The organism is Tardiphaga robiniae (genome assembly GCF_001618955.1).
In the GTDB taxonomy this organism is placed as follows: Bacteria; Pseudomonadota; Alphaproteobacteria; order Rhizobiales; family Xanthobacteraceae; genus Tardiphaga; species Tardiphaga robiniae_A.
Window position 1 is genome coordinate 153,475 of record NZ_LVYV01000012.1, and the last position, 21,898, is coordinate 175,372.

Annotated in this window: 17 protein-coding genes; 10 read left to right on the forward strand and 7 right to left on the reverse strand. The window is 62.2% G+C overall.

Annotation, left to right across the window (positions count from 1 at the left end; translation table 11 throughout):
* The first annotated feature begins 45 nt into the window (after window positions 1–45).
* From A4A58_RS13965 to A4A58_RS13975, 3 genes are all read left to right on the forward strand, one after another.
* Window positions 46–1,395, forward strand: coding sequence for a hemolysin family protein (locus A4A58_RS13965; protein ID WP_068732985.1), 1,350 nt, complete (start codon window positions 46–48; stop codon window positions 1,393–1,395).
* Between the two features lie 79 nt (window positions 1,396–1,474).
* Window positions 1,475–2,440, forward strand: coding sequence for a Bug family tripartite tricarboxylate transporter substrate binding protein (locus tag A4A58_RS13970; protein WP_068732987.1), 966 nt, complete (start codon window positions 1,475–1,477; stop codon window positions 2,438–2,440).
* A gap of 177 nt (window positions 2,441–2,617) precedes the next feature.
* The gene (locus A4A58_RS13975) at window positions 2,618–3,577 is read left to right on the forward strand and encodes a Bug family tripartite tricarboxylate transporter substrate binding protein (RefSeq protein ID WP_068732989.1); all 960 of its coding nucleotides are present in this window, start codon (window positions 2,618–2,620) and stop codon (window positions 3,575–3,577) included.
* A 42-nt stretch (window positions 3,578–3,619) separates the two neighbouring features.
* Here the strand turns inward: A4A58_RS13975 and A4A58_RS13980 are convergent, their stop codons facing one another.
* The 6 genes from A4A58_RS13980 to A4A58_RS14005 form a co-directional block, all read right to left on the reverse strand.
* A complete protein-coding gene (locus A4A58_RS13980) occupies window positions 3,620–4,330 on the reverse strand; it encodes an ABC transporter ATP-binding protein (RefSeq protein ID WP_068732991.1) in 711 nt (236 codons plus the stop codon).
* Window positions 4,323–5,102: an ABC transporter ATP-binding protein gene (locus A4A58_RS13985; protein ID WP_068732993.1), complete on the reverse strand. Its 780-nt coding sequence runs from the start codon at window positions 5,100–5,102 to the stop codon at window positions 4,323–4,325. Before A4A58_RS13985 ends, A4A58_RS13980 begins: the two co-directional genes overlap by 8 nt.
* Complete coding sequence (locus A4A58_RS13990; RefSeq protein WP_068732995.1) at window positions 5,099–6,037, reverse strand: branched-chain amino acid ABC transporter permease; 939 nt, start codon at window positions 6,035–6,037, stop codon at window positions 5,099–5,101. The genes A4A58_RS13985 and A4A58_RS13990 overlap by 4 nt, the downstream gene beginning before the upstream one ends.
* Window positions 6,034–6,900 carry a branched-chain amino acid ABC transporter permease gene (locus A4A58_RS13995; RefSeq protein WP_068732997.1) on the reverse strand — a complete coding sequence of 289 codons (867 nt, stop codon included), beginning with the start codon at window positions 6,898–6,900 and terminating at the stop codon, window positions 6,034–6,036. The genes A4A58_RS13990 and A4A58_RS13995 overlap by 4 nt, the downstream gene beginning before the upstream one ends.
* Window positions 6,901–6,906: 6 nt before the next feature.
* Window positions 6,907–8,067, reverse strand: a complete 1,161-nt coding sequence (locus tag A4A58_RS14000) for an ABC transporter substrate-binding protein (RefSeq protein WP_158005681.1) — start codon at window positions 8,065–8,067, stop codon at window positions 6,907–6,909.
* 109 nt (window positions 8,068–8,176) lie between these two features.
* A complete protein-coding gene (locus A4A58_RS14005) occupies window positions 8,177–8,608 on the reverse strand; it encodes a nuclear transport factor 2 family protein (RefSeq protein WP_068733003.1) in 432 nt (143 codons plus the stop codon).
* Between the two features lie 268 nt (window positions 8,609–8,876).
* On the opposite strand from A4A58_RS14005, the gene A4A58_RS14010 reads away from it, so the two are divergent.
* Both A4A58_RS14010 and A4A58_RS14015 read left to right on the forward strand, forming a co-directional pair.
* Window positions 8,877–10,112: an amidohydrolase family protein gene (locus A4A58_RS14010; RefSeq protein WP_068733004.1), complete on the forward strand. Its 1,236-nt coding sequence runs from the start codon at window positions 8,877–8,879 to the stop codon at window positions 10,110–10,112.
* A 31-nt stretch (window positions 10,113–10,143) separates the two neighbouring features.
* On the forward strand, window positions 10,144–11,319 hold the full coding sequence (locus A4A58_RS14015) for an amidase (protein WP_068733006.1): 1,176 nt from the start codon (window positions 10,144–10,146) through the stop codon (window positions 11,317–11,319).
* Between the two features lie 219 nt (window positions 11,320–11,538).
* Here A4A58_RS14015 and A4A58_RS14020 read toward each other — a convergent pair whose 3' ends face one another.
* A complete protein-coding gene (locus A4A58_RS14020; RefSeq protein WP_283804897.1) occupies window positions 11,539–13,881 on the reverse strand; it encodes a Tex family protein in 2,343 nt (780 codons plus the stop codon).
* Between the two features lie 239 nt (window positions 13,882–14,120).
* Here A4A58_RS14020 and A4A58_RS14025 point away from each other — a divergent pair, with 239 nt between their 5' ends.
* The 5 genes from A4A58_RS14025 to A4A58_RS14045 all read left to right on the forward strand — a co-directional run bounded on the left by A4A58_RS14025 (window position 14,121) and on the right by A4A58_RS14045 (window position 21,892).
* The gene (locus A4A58_RS14025) at window positions 14,121–15,374 is read left to right on the forward strand and encodes an Hsp70 family protein (protein ID WP_068733010.1); all 1,254 of its coding nucleotides are present in this window, start codon (window positions 14,121–14,123) and stop codon (window positions 15,372–15,374) included.
* An 87-nt stretch (window positions 15,375–15,461) separates the two neighbouring features.
* A complete protein-coding gene (locus A4A58_RS14030; RefSeq protein ID WP_068733012.1) occupies window positions 15,462–16,043 on the forward strand; it encodes a TetR/AcrR family transcriptional regulator in 582 nt (193 codons plus the stop codon).
* 115 nt (window positions 16,044–16,158) lie between these two features.
* Window positions 16,159–17,505 (forward strand): MFS transporter, encoded by a 1,347-nt coding sequence (locus tag A4A58_RS14035; protein ID WP_068733014.1) that lies wholly within the window; start codon window positions 16,159–16,161, stop codon window positions 17,503–17,505.
* Window positions 17,506–17,617: 112 nt separating this feature from the next.
* Window positions 17,618–18,724 (forward strand): efflux RND transporter periplasmic adaptor subunit, encoded by a 1,107-nt coding sequence (locus A4A58_RS14040; protein WP_068733016.1) that lies wholly within the window; start codon window positions 17,618–17,620, stop codon window positions 18,722–18,724.
* A gap of 27 nt (window positions 18,725–18,751) precedes the next feature.
* Window positions 18,752–21,892 carry an efflux RND transporter permease subunit gene (locus tag A4A58_RS14045; RefSeq protein ID WP_068733018.1) on the forward strand — a complete coding sequence of 1,047 codons (3,141 nt, stop codon included), beginning with the start codon at window positions 18,752–18,754 and terminating at the stop codon, window positions 21,890–21,892.
* The last annotated feature ends 6 nt before the right edge of the window (window positions 21,893–21,898 follow it).

Below are 21,898 nucleotides of genomic sequence, written 5' to 3' on the forward strand. Positions count from 1 at the left end.
GTCCGGTTTGGGAATCACCAAAGTCGGCGCCGTCGCAGGACTTTCATGAATTCGATTACCGTCAATCTGCTGATCGCGATCTTCCTGCTCGCTGCCAACGCGTTTTACGTGGCGGCGGAGTTTGCGCTGGTCAAAAGCCGAGGCTTCCGCGTCAAGAGCATGGTCGAGCAAAACCGCTTCGGCGCGCGCCTGCTGCAGAACATGATGGGCAACATCGAAGCCTATCTGGCCTGCTGCCAGCTCGGCATCACCATGGCATCGCTGGGACTCGGCTGGGTCGGCGAGCCCACCGTGGCCGCACTGCTGAAACCGGTGCTCGATCCGCTCGGCCTGTCGGAATCCGCGCTGCACTTCACATCGTTCCTGACCGGCTTCCTCGTCTTCTCGTCGCTGCATATCGTGATCGGCGAGCAAGTGCCGAAGACGCTGGCGATCCGGCAGCCGGAGCCGGTGTCGCAATGGATCGCCTATCCGCTCTATGCATCCTACATCCTGTTCTATCCGCTGAACTGGCTGCTCAACGCGGCGTCGCGCGGCACGCTGGCGCTGCTTGGCGTGCAGGAAGCATCGCCGCATGAGATCCTCACCGGTGTCGAGATCGAAGGTCTTGTCGGTGAATCCGCCGAACATGGCGGCATCGCGTCAGGCGAGGCTGAGTATATCCAGAACGTGTTTCGCTTCGGCGATCTCGCAGTGTCCGACGTCATGGTCCATCGCACGGCGATGGTTACGTTGAATGCGGACCTGCCGTCCGAAGAGCTGGTGCGTGAAGTGCTGGCCACCGAATACACCCGCATTCCACTCTGGCGTGAGAAGCCGGAAAACATTATCGGCGTGCTCCACGCCAAGGACCTGCTGCGCGCGATCCGTGCCGTGGATGGCGACACCGCGAAGATCGATGTTGCCAGCATCGCGCTGCCGCCGTGGTTCGTTCCGGAAATGCGCCCCCTGTCGGATCAGTTGAAAGCATTTCGTCGCCGCAAGACCCACTTCGCCCTCGTTGTCGATGAATATGGCGAAGTCGAAGGCATGGTGACGCTGGAAGACGTGCTGGAAGAAATCGTCGGCGACATCGCGGATGAACACGACGTGGTCGTGGCCGGCGTGCGCGCGCAGGCCGATGGCTCGGTGGTGGTCGATGGTTCGGTGCCGATCCGCGACCTCAACCGCGCCATGGACTGGCATCTGCCGGATGATGAAGCGACCACGGTGGCCGGCCTCGTGATCCACGAGGCACGTTCCATACCCGAACGCGGGCAGAGCTTCACCTTCTACAACTTCCGCTTCCGCGTGCTGCGCCGTGAGCGCAACCGCATCACCGCGCTGCGCATTGGGCCGGTGCCGACAGAGCCTGAAGTGCCGGAGAAAAAGCCGCGGGCCGGGACGTCGTTCTAGCCCTCGGCCGGTCCGGTTCTTGCTTTTGTTTTACTCCATGAGCTGCCATTCCCATCGAATGGCGCAACTGGAGCGAGCGATGAACAAGTCCTGGCGATTGTCATGCGTATTGGCCGCGGTGTTGATGTCCGGCGCTGCGCAGGCCGACACGAACTGGCCATCGAAGCCGATCAAGGCCGTCAATCCGTTCGGTGCCGGCAGCGCGGGTGACGTGGTCCCGCGGCTCTTTTTCGAAAGACTGAGCACGGAGCTCGGGCAGCCGATCGTGATTGAAAATCGCGTGGGTGCGGGCGGCTCGGTCGGCACGGGCGCGGTCGCGAAGAGCGATCCGGATGGCTACACCTTGCTGTCACAGACCAACGCCATCTCCATCGCTCCGGCGATCTTTCCCAATCTGAATTACGACACCACCAGGGAGCTCTCCTCGGTGGTGATGATTGGCTATGCGGCCAATGTGATGATCGTGCCGAACGAACGGCCATGGAAGAAGGTGCAGGATTTCCTGGCCGCCGCAAAGACCAAGGGCACGGTGATCAATTACGGCTCGGTAGGCGTCGGCAGTGCGGTGCATATCAGCTCGGAGAAATTCCGCGCCGCTGCGGGCTTCGAGGCCACGCATATCCCGTATCGCGGCGGCTCCGAGGTGATCACCGACATTATCGGCGGGCGTATCGATTTCTATTTCTGTCCGCTGGCGACGGCACTCCCGCTGATCCGCGAAGGCCAGGTCCGGGCGCTGGTGGTCTCGACACCGACCCGCGTGCGCGATTTGCCGGAGGTGCCGACACCGATCGACGCGGGTCTCAAGGATGCCGACAGCGCGATCTGGTTCGGCGTCTTCGTGCCGAAGAAAACGCCGCCGGAGATCATCGAGAAACTCTATGCAACCGGCACCAAGGTGCTGAACACGGCCGACATGCAGGCGGCGCTGAAGAAGATCGGCGTCGAGCCGATGCCGATGACGTCGGCCGACATGGATGCGCTACTGGTCAAGGAAATCGCGGCCAACAAGGTACTGCTCAAAAGCGAGGTCGCGGCCAAGTAGGCAGACTGCCGGCCTTGTCAATACGGGTGAGGCCGGCGTTGTCCTTTGTCTGGGCTGGATCACCGCGCGTTCGGGCGTTGTTTTAGACTTCAAACGGTCCGAAACTTGCTTCGTTGTCGCTGATTGGCCCGATCACTGGCCGCCATTCCCGTCGAATGGTATTATTGGAGCAAGTTAATGAATAAGTTTGTGCGGTGGTCGTGTGTTTTTGCCGGTGTGTTGCTGTCGTCTGTCGCAGCGCAGCCCGATACCATCTGGCCGACCCGGCTGATCAAGGCCACCATCCCGTTCGGACCCGGCAGCGCCACGGACGTGGTGCCGCGGATCTTCTTTGAGCGTCTCGGGCCCGAACTCGGTCAGACGATCGTGGTCGAGAACCGGGTCGGTGGCGGCGGCTCGATCCGCACCAACGCGGTCGCGAAGGCCGAGCCGGATGGCTACAGCATCCTGGCGCATTCCTCGGCGCTGGCGATCACGCCGGCGATCTTTCCGAACCTGCCTTATGACACGTCGAAGGACCTGTCGTCGGTCATCATGATTGGCTCCAGCCCGCAAATCATGATCATTCCGAAGGAGCGGCCCTGGAAGACCGTGGACGATTTCCTCAAGGATGCGAAAGCCAAGGGATCGCAGATCAATTTCGGTTCGGTGGGCGTCGGCAGCGCCGTGCATATCAGTGCCGAGAAATTCCGCCTCGCTGCCAATTTCGAAGCGACCCACGTACCGTATCGCGGCGGTCCGGAAGTGATCGCCGATATTCTCGGTGGCCGTATCGACTTCTACTTCTGCCCGGCGGCCACCGCTTTGCCGTTGATTCGTGAGGGACAAGTACGTGCGCTGGTCGTCTCCACGGACAAGCGCAGCAATGAACTGCCCGACGTGCCGTCGATGACCGAAGTCGGTCTTAAGGATGGCGTCAGCGAAAGCTGGATCGGCGTGTTCGTGCCGTCGAAGACACCGCGCGAAATCGTGGACAAGATGCACGATGCCGGCGTCAAGGTTCTGGCCAAGCCGGAAATGCAGGCTGCGCTGAAGAAGATCGGCGTCGAGCCGGTGCCTATGCAGCCGAAAGCGATGGACGACCTCGTGGCGAAGGAAGTTGTTGCGAATATCGAGCTGCTGAAGAACGTGAAGTAACAGGATGATCTGACCTCTCTCCGCAATCGGGAGAGGTCAGATCTATCCGCCGAGATACGCCTCGCGGATTCGCGGATCGTTCGCTAGGACCGAGGCCGAGCCTGATAATGTGATGGAACCTGTCTCAAGCACGAAGGCACGTGCAGCGACTTCCAGTGCCATCGCCGAATTCTGCTCCACCAGCAGCACGCCCAGACCCGTTCGCTTGTTGAGTTCGACGATCTTGTCGAAAACCTGCTCGATCACGATGGGCGCCAAGCCGAGTGACGGCTCATCGAGCATCAGCAGGCTCGGCCGCGACATCAGCGCGCGCCCGATGGCCAGCATCTGTTGCTCGCCGCCGGAGAGCGACCAGCCGCCCTGCTTGATGCGTTCCTTCAGGCGCGGAAACAGTTCGAACACCAGCGCGAGATCATCCTCGACTTCGGCCTTCCTGTAGGCGCGCGATGCGGTGCCGGTGATCAGGTTCTCGCGCACGGTTAGCCCCGGAAAAATCCGGCGTCCTTCCGGGCAGTGGGCGAGGCCGGTGCCGACGATGGTTTCCACAGCCGTGCCGTGAATGTTTTCGCCCTTCCATGAAATCGTGCCCGATGTCGGTCGCAGCAGGCCAGAGATGGTGCTGAGCGTCGTGGTCTTGCCGGCGCCATTGCCGCCGATCAGGGCAACGATCTCGCCCATCTCGACGCTGAAGGAGATTCCCTTCAGCACTTCGATATGACCGTAGGAGACGCGGAGATTGTCGACCTTAAGCATGGCGGTGCCGCCTGCCGAGATAGGCCTCGATCACTAACGGGTTTCGCTGCACGTCGGATGGCGCGCCTTCGGCGATCTTCTTGCCGAAATCGAGGACGGCAACGCGGTCGCTGATCCCCATTACCAGTCGCACATTGTGCTCGACCAGCAACACGGTGATGCCCTTACCCTTCAGCTTCGCGATGGTGTCGAGCAGCGTCATGCTCTCGGTCATGTTCATGCCCGCGGCAGGCTCATCCAGCAAAAGCACGCTGGGTTTTGACGCCAATGCCCGTGCGATTTCCAGCAGGCGCTGCTGCGCATAGGGCAACTGGGTCGGGCGGTCGTCCGCGCGGCCGGCAAGGCCGACGATTTCCAGCGCCTGGCGCGCGGCGCTCTCGATCTCCGTCTCGCGCTGCCGCTGCGTCGTGGTCGACAGCATGATGCTGAACATCGACATCGGCGAGTTGCAGGCGGCGGCGACTTTTACGTTTTCCAGCACTGTGAGATTGGAAAACACCCGGATGTTCTGGAATGTGCGCGCCAGCCCGAGCCGCGCGATGCGATGTGGTCTGAGGCGAAATATCTCCTTGCCGTCAATACGGATCGAACCGGCATCGGCATGCGAGGCGCCTGATAGCGCGTTCAAAAGCGTGGTCTTGCCGGAGCCGTTGGGGCCGATAATGGCCTGCACGATGCCGTGGGGCACATCGAGATCGACGCTGTCGAGCGCGACAAGGCCGCCGAAGCGGCGCGTCACGCCGCGCGCCGTGATGATCGTTTGATCGGTCATCGCGCACCTGCCCAGCGTGGCAGGCGTGAGGCGAGCGAGGCCAGACCGCCGGGCGCCAGCACGATGACGGCAATGACGCCGAGGCCGTAGAGCACGAGGTACCATTGCCCGAGAAACCGCAGCGCCTCCGGCAGGATGGTGAGGCCGACAGCACCGATGATGCAGCCGGGGATCGAGCCCATGCCGCCGACGATCAGCATGGTCATCAGCAGGATGGCCTGGGTGCCGGAGAAACTGTCCGGGCTGATGAAGCGGATCGATGAGGCATAGAGGCAGCCGGCGAGGCCGGCATAGACCGCGCCGATCGTGAAGGCGATCAGCTTGGTGCGCGTGGTGTCCACGCCGCTCTGCTCAGCCGCGATTTCGGAATCCTTGGTGGCGATCATCGCCCGGCCGAGCGACGACTGTCTGATACGGGCGGCGATCGATGCGGCGAGCCCCAGCACCACGATCAGCAGGTAATAATGCTGGATCTGTCCCTGCGGGCCGATACCGAACACGTTAATGCCCGGTATCGCGCGCAGGCCGGATGTGCCGCCGGTTACGGGCTCCCAATGCACGATGATCAGCCGGACAATCTCACCAAAACCGATCGTAGTCATCGCGAGATAATAAGTGCGCAGCCGCAAAGTAGGCAGGCCGAGCACAAGGCTCGCACCCATCACGATGACGACCGACAGAAACGGCGTCGTGATCCAGGGTAGGCCGGCCTTGGTCGCGATGCCCGTCGTATAGGCGCCGAGACCGTAGAATGCGGCCTGACCGAAATTGATCTGGCCGACCCAGCCGGTGGCGAAGTTCAATCCGAGCACGACAATGGCATTGAGGATCGCGATGTTCAGGAGCTGAATGACATAGTTGTCATGGGTCACTGCGGGGATCAGCAGCGCCACCACAGCGCCAAGCGCGAGCGGAAACCAGTGTTTCACTGTCATACCTTCTCGCTGCTCTTCTCGCCGAACAATCCGCGCGGCCAGGCCACGAGCACGGCGATCATCACGATGAAGGCATAGGCATCGCGGAAGTTCGAGGAGATGTAGCGCGCGCCGAAGGTCTCGATCAGGCCGAGAAACAATCCGCCGATCACCGCGCCTGGCAGATTGCCGAAGCCACCGATCACGCTGACGACGAAACCCTTGAGACCTAAGCTGCCACCCATGGTCGGTTCGGCAAGAAAGATCGGCGCAACCAGCAGGCCAGCGATGCCCGACAGGATCGCACCGAAGGCAAAGGCCACCGCGATGGTACGGTTGACGGGAATCCCGACCAGCCGCGCGGTGTGCAGATCCTGCGCAGTCGCCTGCATCAGGATCCCGAAGCGCGTCCTGGTGAGCATCAGATATTGCAGCAGCAGGATCACGGCCAGCGTACAGAAGATGAAGAGCTGATGCATCGAAATAACGACGCCGGCAAAGCGCAGCGGCGGGCCGCGTACCGGCGAGGGCAGCGACACCGGCAGCGGCCCCCAGACGATCAGCGCGATGTTCTCCAGCACGATGCCCATCGCGATGGTGGTGAGGATCACGAGGAATGGTGGCCGCCCGCGCAAGGGGAAATAGACCAGCACCATGAAGACGATGCCGATCAGCGCCATCGCCAGCATGGTGGAGGCCCAGGCCAGCGCCATCGGCAGTTCATGCGTCACCGCGCCCGAAATGCCGATAAAGGCACCGAGCATCAACAACTGTCCCTGCGCGAAATTGACGATCTGAACGGTGTTGAAAATCAGCAGCAGACCGAGCGCCACGAGAGCGTAGATGCTCCCGAGCGCCAGACCGTTGACGACGAGCTGGCCCATGAAGTCTTAGAACCCGCTCTCTTTGATCGGCCCGGTGAATTCGGGGGTCTTGCCCTTGTTGCGGTAGATGCCGAGCGTATGGGTAAGATCGCCATTGGCATCCGCCTGATAGGAGATCAGCATGCCCTTGAAGTCCTTGGTGGCCGCCAGTGCATCGCGGATCGCGGGCTTGTCGCAGCCGACTTTCTCAATGATCGACTTCAGCATGAAGACCGAGTCGTAATAGGAGACGGTGAAGTTGTCGGCCGGCACCTTGTATTTGTCCTGCACGCGCTTTGCCCAATCCAGAATTTTCGGATCGGTCGAGGTTTGGGGGATCATGCCCCCGATCGCGTAGTTGCCGTCGGCTTCGGCTGCGGACAGATTGTTCAGGGTGGTCTGCGCGACAATGCTGGTATTGCCGATGGTGGTCAGCTTGATGCCGAGATCGCCCATCTGCTTCAGCACCAGCGTGATGTCGGAGGGACGACCGAACAGGATCAGGCTGTCGGCGCCCTTGTCCTTGATCTCCAGAAGCTGCGCGCTCATGTCCTTATCGGACGGGGCATAAGAGGCCGTTGCGACCGGCGTGACATTGAGTTTGGCAAGTGCCGCCTGAATGCCCTTCGACGCGCCGAGACCGTAATCGTCGGCAACGACGAGAATGCCAGGCTTGGTCTTCTTCAGCGACTTCACGAGATATTCGGGGATCAGGTCGGCGAGCTGACCGTCATGGGCGTGGGTGCGGAACAGCCACTTCGAGCCCTGCGCGGTTACCTTGGCATTTGTCGCGCCGACGATGAACGGCGTCTCGGACTTGTTGACGCTCTCGGTCTGCGCGAACACATGCGGCGAGATCATCGACGACATGATGACCAGCGGCTTGCTCTCGATGATGCGGTTCATCGCATTCAGCGCGTCGGTTGACGAGGCGCCGGTGTCCTCGGTGGTGAGCGCGATCTTCTTGCCGGCAATGCCGCCGGCCGCATTGATCTCATCGACGGCGAATTCGGCGCCGTTGCGGGCCTGCGTGCCGAGCAACGCGAGGTTGCCCGTCAGCGGAGTGGTCAACCCGAACGGGATCGTCGCGGGGCAGGCAGCCGCGTCGGCCTTGGCAGTGTTGGTGAAACCGATCAGGCACAGCAGCGCGGCGCCTGTCTTCATGGTCCTGGAGAATCCCTGCAACATCGACGTTTCCTGGTTACGTTCAGCTTGCATTCTGTATGCAAACCGGGTGCCAGATCGTCGACATTTCGAGGCGCTGAACACCGGCGGCGATCAAGCCGCTGTGTTCGCGTTACGCTTCGATATCCATGCGCACGAGAATGCGTTCGGCGCTGTCGTTCCAGACATCCATCCTCACGATCTTGCCGTCGCGCACGACGAAGCGATCGACATAGCGATTGCCTTCGAACGGCGTGCCGTCATGCCATTCGCCGTAGAGCGTGCCGGTATTGTAGACGATGGTCTCGCCATTCCCCGGCGACACGTCGGTGCGCTCCATCTTCTTCTTCACCCATTTGTAGCGCATGGCGTTGAACGCGGTGGCATCGCGCGGATGCTTGAACTTGCGACCGCCGGTGAAGGTGATCGCGACGTCGGCCGACATGAAGGTGCCCGCGGTTTCCGGGTCCGGCACCATGGAGGCCACGAGAAACCGCTCGACGAGGTCGGCAGCCTGGGCGGTTTCATTGGTGACGGGCGCAAGCGCGGTGGGGGATTGCGACATCGGGTTTCTCCTGCGGACAGATGCTGGCGCCATCATAGCAAAACCGGTGCCAGAATTGTATTCGGTAGATGCATCAGATCGTATACAATTCTTGTGTGCGGCGACTGATTATTGGGAGTTCTCTGAAGGAAGATTTGAAGATACTAGTGTATTTTCAGATAGTTAATCAGAGATTGAATCGCATGCGCCTTGGCACATGCCTTGCTTGCCCACGCATATGCTTTCGCTACGTCCCGCTCGGTGGCGTGGCCTCTCCAGGAGTCCTCCCATGACCTTCGACCTCATCCTGCGCAACGCGCGCATTGCCGACCGGCCTGATGGCCCGGTGGATATCGGCATTCGCGGCGGGCGGTTCGAGGCCATCGAGATCGGCCTGCCGCGCGGCGTGGCGCCGGATCAGGATGTCGGCGGCCGGCTGCTCGTGCCGGGCTTCGTGGAGACGCATATCCATCTCGACAAATCCTGCCTCCTGGGCCGCTGCAATTGCGCGAAGGGTACGCTCGCGGAGGTGATCAGCGAAGTCTCCCGGGCCAAACGCGACTTCACCGAAGAGGATGTCTATGCACGCGCATCGCAGACGCTGGAGAAAGCGATCAAGCACGGCACCAACCGCATGCGCACCCATGTCGAGGTCGATCCGCGTATCGGGTTGACCAGCTTTCGCGCGCTGAAGAAGTTGAAGCAGGATTACGCCTGGGCGATCGATCTGCAGCTGTGTGTGTTTCCGCAGGAAGGATTGCTCGACGATCCCGGCTGCGAGGATGTGCTGCTGCAGGCGATGCGAGAGGGCGCGGATCTTCTCGGCGGCGTGCCTTACATCGACAAGGACTCGAACGGCCAGATCGCCAGGATCTTCGGCATCGCGCAGGAGTTCGGCGTCGATATCGATTTCCACCTCGATTTCGATCTCGATCCGACGCGGTCCGATTTCGAAGAGGTTTGCCGCATGACGGAGGCCACGGGCTGGGGCGGTCGCGTGGCCATCGGCCATGCCACGAAACTGTCGGCGATGCCGCCGGCAGCCTTCGAGGCGGCTGCGAAACGGCTGGCGGATGCTGGCGTCGCCGTCACCGTATTGCCGGCAACCGACCTGTTCCTCACAGGCCGCGGCAGCGATCATAATGTGCCGCGCGGCGTGACATCGGCGCACAAGCTGCGCGCGCTGGGTGTGAATGCGAATATCTCCACCAACAATGTGCTGAATCCGTTCACGCCGTTCGGGGATGTCTCGCTGATCCGCATGATCAATCTCTACGCCAATGTGATGCAGGTCGGCGCCATGGACGATCTTGCCGGATGTCTCGATCTCGTGACGTCGGCTTCGGCGAAGCTGCTCAACCTGAAGCACTACGGCATCGCCGTCGGCAATTCCGCCGATCTCGTGGTGCTCGATTGCGAGACCAAGGCAGAGGCGGTATGCGAGATTGCGCAGCCGCTGTTCGGTTTCAAGAACGGCATCAGGACCTTCATCAGGCCGGCTGCGAGTCTGCTCAAGCCCCACTGAAGCGGGCGCCCCTTGCTGTACGGAGACTTCGATGCCGATCAATGACACGCTCAATGCCTTTGTGGATCACGGCCACATCGAAGTGCAGACGACGAAGGAAGGGCCTCTCGCTGGTCTCACCTTTGCGCTGAAGGATTTTTTCGATCTTGCCAATGTACCGACCGGCGCCGGCAGCCCGGAATGGCTGGCGACACATCCGGTGCCGACGAAATCAACGCCAGTGGTCGATCGCCTGCTCGATGCCGGCGTGAAACTGGTCGGCAAGACGCATACGGATGAACTGGCCTGGAGCCTCAATGGCGAGAACGCGCATTACGGCACGCCGATCAATCCGGCCGCGCCCGGCCGCATCCCTGGCGGCTCGTCGAGCGGATCGGCCGCTGCGACCGCCGGTGCGCTCGTCGATTTCGCTATCGGCTCCGACACCGGCGGCTCGGTGCGTTTGCCCGCCAGCTATTGCGGTGTCTACGGCATTCGCACCACGCATGGTCGTGTTCCGCTCGATGGCGCGGTGCCGCTGGCACCGAGTTACGACACCGTCGGCTGGTTCGCGCGCACGCCCGAATTGATGGCCGAGGTCGGCAAAGTGCTGCTCGACAAGGCGCGTGCCCCGCGCCGGGTGAAGAAGGTTCTGATCGCAAGCGACCTGTTTGGCGCTGTCGATGAGAAGGTTCGCAACCTGCTGCAGCCGTCGGTCGATCGCATCAAGGCGCTGATTGGCGCGAGCGAGGAGGTAGATGTCGCAAGCGGTGAACTCAACGCCTGGCGCAACACCTTCCGTGTAGTCCAGTCGGAAGAAGCCTGGGCCGCGCAGGGCGAATGGATCAAGGCGACCCAGCCGAAACTCGGCCCCGGCGTGAAGGAACGTTTCGCGGCTGCGGCGGTTTTGGATCCCGCCGAGATCGCCGCCGCACGCGCGATGCGCAAGACCATCGTTGAACGCGTGCTGTCGCTGCTGTCCGCCGATACAGTCATGGTGCTGCCGACCGCACCAGGCATTGCGCCGCTGCGCAACACGCCGGATGCGACGCTCGATGTGTTCCGCGCCCGCGCCATCGAATTGCTCTGTGTGTCCGGCCATGCCGGAACGCCGCAGGTCTCAATGCCTGTCGCCAAGTTCGACGATTGCCCGATCGGGTTGTCGATCATGGGCGCACGGGACTGCGATGAGGATATTTTGCAGTTGGCTGTGGAATTGGGGAAGTAACGCGCCGGCCGTGCGCTCCCTCTCCCCGCTCTGCGCGGGGAGAGGGGTGGGGTGAGGGGCTGGGCACTCACTAAAATAAATCGGATGAGGTGCGGGTCGGACAATCCGATCCGAGAATCAATCATTGAGGAGAGGCGCTGCCATGCCCCTCACCCGACCAACTTCGCTGCGCTTCGCCGGTCGACCTCTCCCCGCAATGCGGGGAGAGGTTAAGTAAGACTACTTCGCCTTCCCCGCGCCCTTCTCGGCCGCGCGGCGCAGTGCCTCTGCAAATGCACCACCGCCACTGCTCTCCTGCTTCGCCGGAGCACGCGATGTCATCTGGCGTTCGTTGAAGCGAGGGCCGCGATCGGCTTGCGGACGGTCGGCCTTGGCGCCGACAGGATCGTCCATGCGCAGCGTCAGCGCGATGCGCTTGCGGGCGACTTCGACTTCCAGCACCTTCACCTTGACGATGTCGCCTGACTTCACGACTTCGCGTGGATCCTTGATGAATGTCTTCGACATCGCCGAGATGTGCACCAGGCCGTCCTGATGCACGCCGATATCGACGAAGGCGCCGAAAGCAGCGACGTTGGTCACTGTGCCTTCGAGCACCATGCCGGGCTTGAGATCGCTCAGTTTCTCGACGCCTTCCATGAACACCGCAGCCTTGAAGGCGGGGCGGGGGTCGCGGCCGGGCTTTTCGAGTTCTTTCAGGATGTCGGTGACGGTCGGCAGGCCGAAGGTGTCATCGACGAAGGTCTTGGGCTGCACCTTGCGCAGGATCTCGGCATTGCCGATCAGCGCCTTGATGTCGCTCTTGGTGGCCTCCAGAATCTTCCTCACCAGCGGATAGGCCTCCGGATGCACGCCGGATTTATCGAGCGGATCCTCGCCGTCATTGATGCGCAGGAAGCCGGCACATTGTTCGAATGCCTTCGGGCCAAGCCGCGGCACTTCCTTCAGCGCCTTGCGTGACTTGAACGGGCCGTTGGCGTCGCGGTGCTGCACGATGCTCTGCGCCAGACCCGTACCGATGCCGGACACGCGTGCCAGCAGCGGCGCGGATGCTGTGTTCACGTCGACACCGACGCCGTTCACGCAGTCTTCCACGACGGCATCGAGCGACCGCGCCAGTTTGCTCTCGCCGAGATCGTGCTGATACTGGCCGACGCCGATCGCCTTCGGATCGATCTTCACCAGTTCGGCCAGCGGATCCTGCAGGCGGCGCGCGATGGAAACCGCGCCGCGCAGCGTGACGTCGAGCTCGGGCAGTTCTTCAGAGGCGAAGGCCGAGGCCGAATAGACCGAGGCGCCGGCTTCCGACACCACGATCTTCGACATCTTGAGGTCCGGCAGCAGCTTGACCAGCTCCATGGCCAGCTTGTCGGTCTCGCGCGAGGCGGTGCCGTTGCCGATGGCGATCAGGTCGACCTTGTGTTGGACGGCGAGCTTGCCGAGCATGGCGAGCGACGCATCCCACTGGCGCTGCGGCTCATGCGGATAAATCGTGGTCGTTGCGACGACCTTGCCTGTCGCGTCGATGATCGCGGTTTTCACACCCGAACGGAAGCCTGGATCGAGGCCCATGGTGACGCGCGCGCCGGCAGGCGCTGCGAGCAGCAGGTCGCGCAGGTTCGACGCGAACACGCGGACGCCTTCTTCTTCCGCCGCAGTCCACAGCCGCATGCGCAGGTCGATGTTGAGATGGACCTGGATCTTGGTGCGCCAGGCCCAGCGCGTGGTTTCGGTCAGCCACTTGTCGCCGGGGCGGCCCTGATCGGAGACGCCGAAGCGGTTCATGATCTTCAGCTCATAGGAGCTTGGTGTGGTAGTTGGCGCAGGCGTGGCCGGTACCGGCTCGGGCTGCATCGCGAGATCGAGGATCTCTTCCTTCTCGCCGCGGAACAACGCCAGGATACGGTGTGATGGGAGCTTGTGCAGCGGCTCGCTGAAGTCGAAATAGTCCTTGAACTTCTCGCCTTCGGTCTTCTTCCCGGTGCGCACGGTCGAGGCCATCAGGCCGTTCGACCACATCTGCTCGCGCAGCGCGCCGATCAGATCGGCATCTTCGGCGAACCGCTCGACGAGGATCGCGCGGGCGCCATCCAGTGCCGCGGCGACATCGGCGACGTTCTTCTCGGCATTGACGAAAGCTTCCGCAACTTTCTTTGGATCGTTCTGCGGCTCCGTCAGCAACAGTTCCGACAGCGGCTCGAGGCCGGCTTCCCTGGCGATCTCGGCCTTGGTGCGGCGCTTCGGCTTGAACGGCAGATAGATGTCTTCGAGACGGCCCTTGGTGTCGGCGGTCATGATCGCCGTTTCGAGCGCGGCATCGAGCTTGCCCTGTTCGCGCACCGATTCCAGAATCACGAGGCGGCGTTCTTCGAGTTCGCGCAGATAGGTCAGGCGCTCTTCCAGCGTGCGCAGTTGCGCGTCATCGAGACCGCCGGTGATTTCCTTGCGGTAGCGCGCCACGAACGGCACCGTCGCGCCGCCGTTGAGCAGCTCTACCGTCGCCGCGACCTGCTGTTCGCGCACGCCAAGTTCGTCTGCGATCTTCTGATTGATGTTTGCCACGCGTAGAGATTCCTTCGAAATTCCGTGGCGGGTCATACCGCCGTCGCAAAACGCTTATGGACCGATGCCGCACGATTCATCAACCCCGGCGGATGCAGTCGATTGTTCTGTGGATCGCGTTGTTTTGCTTCGAAAATTGCAGTGTTCGGTGCGCTTCATGACAGTGCGGCTGTGCAAAAATATAATGCTAGATCGCGGCCTGCGAACTGTGTAGACGGACGTTCCTTTCGGGAGCGGCAATGTCGGTTTGTGGTCTGGATTTTGGAACGTCGAACACGACGCTAGGCACGGTCATCAATGATGTTCCGGTGCTGGCGGCGCTCGAAGACTATCATGTCACAATTCCGAGTGCGATCTTTTACAAGGCCGATACCGGCGCCTTCATTGGCCGCAAGGCGATCGAAGCCTATGTCGAGGGCGCGCCTGGCCGCCTGATGCGCAGCCTCAAATCCGTGCTTGGCACGTCGCTGATCGATGAGACGACGCGCGTCGGCCGCGAACGCGTCAGCTTCCGCAATGTCATCGCCTATTATCTCGGTGCGGTGAAGCGGCGTGCGGAACAGGCCACAGGGCTTGAACTCCGCCAGGTCGTCCATGGCCGTCCCGTCCATTTCGTCGATGACAATCCGGCCGGTGACGCCAAGGCCGAAGCTACGCTGCGCGCGATCGCCAAGGACGTCGGCTTCGAGGACGTGACATTCCAGTTCGAGCCGATTGCCGCGGCGCTGGATTACGAGCGGCAGATCAATTCGGAGGAGATCGCGCTGATCGCCGATATCGGCGGCGGCACGTCGGACTTCTCCATCGTGCGGCTGTCGCCTCAGCGGCATCGCCATGCCGACCGCAAGGACGACATTCTCGCCAATGACGGCGTGCGCATCGGCGGTACCGATTTCGACAGACATCTCAGTCTCGGCGTGATCATGCCGCTGCTCGGCTATCGTTCGGCGATGAAGCGCGCGGGGCTCGATGTGCCGTCGGGCTATTTCCACGATCTGGCGACCTGGTCGAGCATCAACCGGATGTACGATTCCAAGGTCATGAACGAGGTAAAGCAGGTGCGCTATGAGGCGCAGCAGCCGGAGCTGCTGGACCGTCTCGTCCGTGTACTGGACGAACAGCGCGGACATACGCTGGCGATGGAAGTCGAGGGCGCGAAGATTGGCCTGTCTGACAAGCCGAAATCGAGCATCGCGCTGGACTGGATCGAGCCTGGCCTCGCCGCTGGCGTCGCCCGCAAGGAACTGGTCAGCCACACCCAGTTGCTCGCCGATCGGATCACCGCGCGGATCAAGATCTGCCTGACCCAGGCCGGGCTGAAGCCCGAAGCGATCGATGCGGTGTTCCTGACCGGCGGTTCGGTGCAGCTCGCCCATGTCCGCAAGGCGATCACGGCGGCGTTGCCGGCCGCCCGGGCCATCGATGGCGATACGTTCGGGGCTGTCGGCAAGGGCCTGACCGTCGAGGCGGCCCGACGCTACGGGCACGGCTAGATGCCGAGGGCCGGACAAGGCCTGAATGCTTTGTGCCTATGCGTGTCGGTCGCTTGATCCGGCGTCCGGCGCAGCCATATTAAGCCCATGGCGAAGCTCTCGAATCGCGACAGGATTCTCACCGCAGGCCTCGCGGTCGTGCATGCGCGCGGCTATGCGGGCGCGAGCGTCCGCGACATCGTGCATGCCGCCGGCGTGCCGCAGGGCACCTTTACCAATCACTTTACCTCCAAGGAAGAATTTGGCCTCGAGATCATCGATCTCTATTTCGCCAAGGGCCGCGAGTTGATGGCGCAGACGCTGCGCAATGAAGGCCTGTCGCCACTGGCGCGGCTGCGCGCCTATATCGATGCAAATGTGGCCCGGCTGAGCGAAGACCAGATGTGCAATGGCTGCCTGTTCGGCAATTTCACGGCAGAAGCCAGCGACCACAGCGACCTCATTCGCGACCGGCTGCTGACGATCTTCGCCGACGTCCAACAGAGCATCGCCGAATGCCTGACCTCTGCGGTGACAGCCGGCGAGCTGCCGGCCGACTTCAAGTGCGCTGAGGTTGCGGGCTTCATCGTCTCCTCGCTGCAGGGCGCCAACCTGCTGTCGAAGGCCGAACGCAGCCCGGCGCCGATCGAGCGCTTTGCGCAGGTGCTGTTCACGCAGGTATTGCGCTGAGCTGATTACTGCTCTGCACAGACATTGCCGCTCCCCGGCTCTTTCGCTAAACCGTGCGACATGACAGCGCGGCCCGCAGAGGCCGTTGCCGACAACAAACGACCGGGAGTGAACCATGAGCCAGACCGCCGTCGGTGCGCGCGCCACGCGCAGTGCCAAATCCGACATCGAAACCTCGACCATCCGCGCCATTTCGTGGCGGCTGATCCCGTTTCTGGTGCTGGCTTATTTCCTGGCCTATCTCGACCGGGTCAATCTCGGCTTCGCCGCGCTCACCATGAATGCCGAACTGAATTTCTCGCCGACGGTCTTCGCCTGGGGCGCGGGCATCTTCTTCATCGGCTATTTCATTTTTGAAGTTCCCAGCAACATCGCGCTGGAGAAATTCGGCGCCAGCCGCTGGATCGCGCGCATCATGGTGAGCTGGGGCATCATTTCCGCGCTGATGGCGATCGTCAGTGGCCCGTGGAGCTTCTACACGCTGCGCTTTCTGCTCGGTGTCGCCGAGGCCGGCTTCTTCCCCGGCATTATCCTCTATCTCACTTACTGGTTTCCGGCCGAATATCGCGCGCGTTTCCTCGCGGCCTTCGCGATCGCGGTTCCCGTATCCACGGTGATTGGCGCGCCGATCTCCGGCATGCTGCTGGGGCTCGACGGTGTCATGGGCCTGAAGGGCTGGCAGTGGTTGTTCATCATCGAAGGGATTCCTTCGGTCATTCTCGGCGTCGTCACCTGGTTCTACCTCACCGACAAACCTGAAAAGGCCGAATGGCTGACGCCCGACCAGAAGATGTGGCTCCCCAACAAGCTCGAAGGCGAGCGTCTCGCCAAGGAAAGCGCCCATGGCATGACACTGGGGCAGGCGCTGTCGTCGTCGAAGGTGCTGATGCTGAGCGTGATCTATTTCGGCTTTGTCGGCGCGCTCTATGGCATGCAGTTCTGGCTGCCGCAGATCGTGAAGGCGTTCGGCTTCACCAATCTGCAGACCGGTTTCGTCACCGCGATCCCCTATCTGTTCGGCTCCATTGCCATGGTGCTGTGGGCGCAGCATTCCGACAAGACCCGCGAACGCGTCTGGCATGTCGGCCTGCCGCTGCTGCTGACCGCCGTGGCGCTCGCGCTGTCCGGCATCTCCACCAATCCGACTCTGACCATGGTCGCGCTGACGGTCGCTGCGATCGGCGTGTTCTGCACCTTCGCTCTGTTCTGGACGCTGCCGACCGCGTGGCTCAGCGGCACGGCGGCCGCCGGTGCCATCGCGCTGATCAATTCGATCGGCAATCTCGCCGGCTTCGGCGGTCCCTATCTGATCGGCTGGGTCAAGGAGCTGACGGGCAGTACCTCGACCGGGCTTCTGGTGCTGGCGGCGATGCCGCTGGTCGCCGGTATTCTCCTGCTCGTCGGCAATCACGGGACAGCAACGGAGTTCACAACTACCGGCAAACCGGCACGGGTGAAATAAGGCCGGGATGGGGTGCGGCAATCTGCCGAAATTGTGACCACTGACGAATATTGACATTCGTCAGTGGTCACGCCTAAGTTCCCTTCGAACATTCATTCGAAGGACGCTCGTGATGCTCGGCCACACCAAAGTCAGCGCTTTCCGCAAGCCACTCGCCGCCGCGCTCCTGCTGATCCCGGCCCTTGCTCTGGCCGGCTGCGGCAAGAAGACCGAGGCTGAGGCCAAGCCGACCCGCCCCGTGCTGGTCGCGACCGTGCATTACGAGCCGGAATCTCCGCAGCGCAGTTTCGTCGGCACCATCCGCCCGCGGATCGAGACCGATATGGGCTTCCGGGTCACCGGCAAAGTCGCCAAGCGCCTTGTTGAGGTCGGCCAGAACGTCGAGATCGGCCAGCCGCTGGCTACGCTCGACGAGGTCGATCTGAAGCTGCAGGCCGAGCAGGCGGTCGCCGAACTCAACGCATCCACGGGCGTGCTGGCCAATGCCACTGCAGCCGAGGGCCGCGCCACCGAGCTGCGCGCCAAGGGCTGGTCCACCCAGGCACAGCTAGATCAAGCCAAAGCCACGGGCGACGAAGCCCGCGCGCGTCTCAATCGCGCCGAACGCTCTGTCGAACTCACCAAGAACAGCCTCTCTTATGCGACGCTGATCGCCGACACCCGCGGCGTTGTCACCGCGACGCTGATCGATGCCGGTCAGGTCGTCGCCGCAGGGCAAGCCGCCATCCGTGTCGCGCGCTTCGGCGAGAAGGAGGCGGTGGTTTCCATTCCGGAAACGCTGGTTGGCCGCGCCAAGGAAGGCAAAGCCAGCGTGACGCTATGGTCCGAGCCCGGCAAGCAATATGCCGCCAAGCTGCGTGAACTCGCGCCCAATGCCGACACCGCGACCCGCACTTATCTCGCCAAATTCTCGCTGCCCGAGGCCGACGACAAGGTGTCGCTCGGCATGACGGCGACGCTGACGCTCTCCGATCCCGCCACCGAACGCGTTGCGCGCGTGCCGCTTTCGGCACTGTTCAGCCAGGGCAACAATCCTTCGCTCTATGTTGTGAGCGCATCGGGCGACGTCGCCCTGCAGCCCGTCAAGGTGAAGTCCTATGAGAGCAACGATGTCATCATATCAGGTGGCGTCGATGAAGGTGCCAAGATCGTGACGCTCGGGGTGCAGAAACTGGACCCTGCGCTGAAGGTCCACGTCGTCTCCGCATTGTCGTTTTAAGACGCTCGCATTCAAAGGACGAAGCCGATGCATCGCTTCAACCTCTCCGCCTGGGCCGTCGCTCATCCCGCGCTGATCCTGTTTCTGATCATCGCGCTCGGCGTCGGCGGCTTCATCTCTTACGAGAAGCTCGGCCGCGCCGAAGACCCGTCCTTCACGGTGAAGGTGGTCAACGTCACGGCGATCTGGCCGGGCGCGACGGCCAAGGAAATGCAGGAGCAGGTTGCAGATCCCATCGAGAAAAAGATGCAGGAGCTGCCTTACTTCGACAAGGTGCAGACCTATTCGAAGCCGAACTTCACGGCGCTGCAGGTCACGTTCAAAGACAACGCGCCGGCCAAGGACGTGCCGTTCCTGTTCTATCTGCTGCGCAAGAAGCTCGCCGACGTGCAGGGCAGTCTGCCTGCGAATCTGGTCGGGCCGACGGTCAATGACGAGTTCAGCGACGTCGATTCCATTCTCTACATGATGACCGGCGACGGCGCCGACTTCAAACAGTTGAAAGTGGTCGCCGAAGGCCTGCGCCAGCGCCTGTTGAAGGTGAAAGGCGTCACCAAGGTCAATCTCTACGGCACCCAGGACGAGCGCATTTTCGTCGAATTTTCCCACGCCAAGCTGGCGACGCTCGGCATCACGCCGCAGACGCTGTTCGACTCACTTGCCAAGCAGAACGCGATTCAGCCGGCCGGTACGGTGGAAACCTCGTCGCAGCGCGTACCGCTGCGCGTTACCGGTGCGCTCGACGGCGTGAAGACCGTCGCGGAAACGCCGGTGGAGAGCAACGGACGCACGTTCCGCCTCGGTGATATCGCGACGGTGAGCCACGGCTTCGTCGATCCATCGGATTTCAAGGTCCGGCAGAAGGGCCAATACGCGCTCGGCATCGGCGTTGTGACGGCCAACGGCGCCAATATTCTCGAACTCGGCAAGGACGTCGAAAAGGCCAAGAACGAGTTCATGGTCGCAGTCCCGCAGGGCATCAATGTCGAGCAGATTGCCGATCAGCCGCTGGTGGTCGAACACGCCGTTGGCGAATTTACGCACTCATTCATCGAGGCCCTGGGGATCGTGCTGTTCGTCAGCTTCCTTGCGCTCGGCTGGCGCACCGGCATCGTGGTCGCACTGTCGGTGCCGCTGGTGCTCGGTATCGTCTTCATGGTCATGAATGCGATGGGCATGGACCTGCATCGCATCACGCTCGGCGCGTTGATCATCGCGCTCGGCCTCCTGGTCGACGACGCGATCATTGCGGTCGAGATGATGGTGGTGAAAATGGAGCAGGGCTGGGACCGCGTCCGCGCGGCGTCCTTCGCCTGGGAGTCGACGGCGTTTCCGATGCTCACGGGCACGCTGATCACGGCCGTCGGCTTCCTGCCGATCGGCTTCGCCAATTCCGCAGTCGGCGAATATGCCGGTGGCATCTTCTGGGTGGTCGCGATTGCGCTGATCGCCTCATGGTTCGTCGCGGTGATCTTCACGCCCTATATTGGCGTCAAGCTGCTGCCGAACTTTGCTGCCCACGGCAAGGCCAATCACGATCCGCATGCGGTCTATGAGACGCGCATGTATCGCGGGTTGCGCAGCGTCGTGCAGTGGTGCGTCACGCATCGCATCAAGGTGGTAGCCGCCACGGTCGGCATCTTCATTGCCGCCATCGTCGGTTTCGGCCATGTCCAGCAGCAGTTCTTCCCGCTGTCTGAGCGCCCGGAACTGTTCCTGCAGCTGCGCCTGCCGGAAGGCACGGCCTTTGGTGTTACCGAAAAGGCGGTCAAGGACGCCGAGAAGCTGCTCAAGGACGACAAGGACATCGCCACCTATACGGCCTATGTCGGCCGCGGCTCGCCGCGCTTCTGGCTCGGCCTCAATCCGCAGCTCCCGAACGAGGCCTTCGCCGAGATCGTGATTGTGTCCAAGGATGTCGAGGCACGCGAGCGCATCAAGTCCAAAATCGAGAAGGCCGTCGCCGATGGCCAGCTGCCGGAAGCACGCGTGCGCGTCGATCGCTTCAATTTCGGCCCGCCGGTCGGTTTCCCCGTCCAGTTCCGCGTCATCGGGCCGGATACCGCGACCGTGCGCGATATCGCCTACAGAGTGCGCGAAGTGATGCGCGCCAACAAGAATATGGTCGATCCGCAGCTCGACTGGAACGAGCAGACGCCTTCGCTCAGGCTGGTGGTCGACCAGGACCGCGCCCGTGCGCTCGGCCTGACGCCGCAGGAGTTGTCACAATCCCTAGCGATGCTGATCTCCGGCGCGTCGGTTACGACCGTGCGTGACGGTATCGAGAAAGTGGGTGTCGTCGCCCGTGCCGTGCCGTCGGAACGCCTCGATCTCGGCCGTGTGGGCGATCTTACCATCATCTCGCGCAACGGCGTTCCAGTGCCGCTGTCACAGGTGGCGAAGATCGAATACGCCCATGAGGAGCCGATCCTCTGGCGCCGTAACCGCGACATGGCGATCACAGTACGCGGCGACGTTGTCGACGGCGTGCAGCCGCCGGATGTCACCAACCAGATCTGGCCGCAGCTCCAGCAGATCCGCGACAGCCTGCAGCCGGCCTATCGCATCGAGATTGGCGGCGCGGTGGAGGAATCCAGCAAGGGCAATGCCTCGATTGCCGTGCTGTTTCCGCTGATGATGATCATCATGCTGACGCTGCTGATGGTGCAATTGCAGAGCTTCTCGCGCCTGATCCTGGTGTTCCTGACGGCGCCGCTCGGCATCGTCGGTGCCTCTTTGGCGCTGAACGTTGCCAACAAGCCGTTCGGCTTCGTGGCACTGCTCGGCCTGATCGCGCTGGCGGGTATGATCATGCGCAACGCCGTTATTCTGGTGGATCAGATCGAAACCGATGTGCAGCACGGCCTGACCCGCCGCGAAGCCATCGTCGAGGCGACCGTGCGCCGTGCGCGTCCGGTCATCCTGACGGCGCTGGCGGCCATTCTGGCGATGATCCCGCTGTCGCGCTCGGCCTTCTGGGGCCCGATGGCGGTCACCATCATGGGTGGATTGTTTGTGGCGACGTTCTTGACGTTGTTGTATCTCCCGGGTCTCTATGCCCTATGGTTTCGCAAGAGCCTGGATGAACGCGGATCGGGTGAGGATGTCGATCATCACGCACCGCAACATCATGACAAGCAACAGGCCTTTCCGCTTGCTGCCGAATAACTGAAG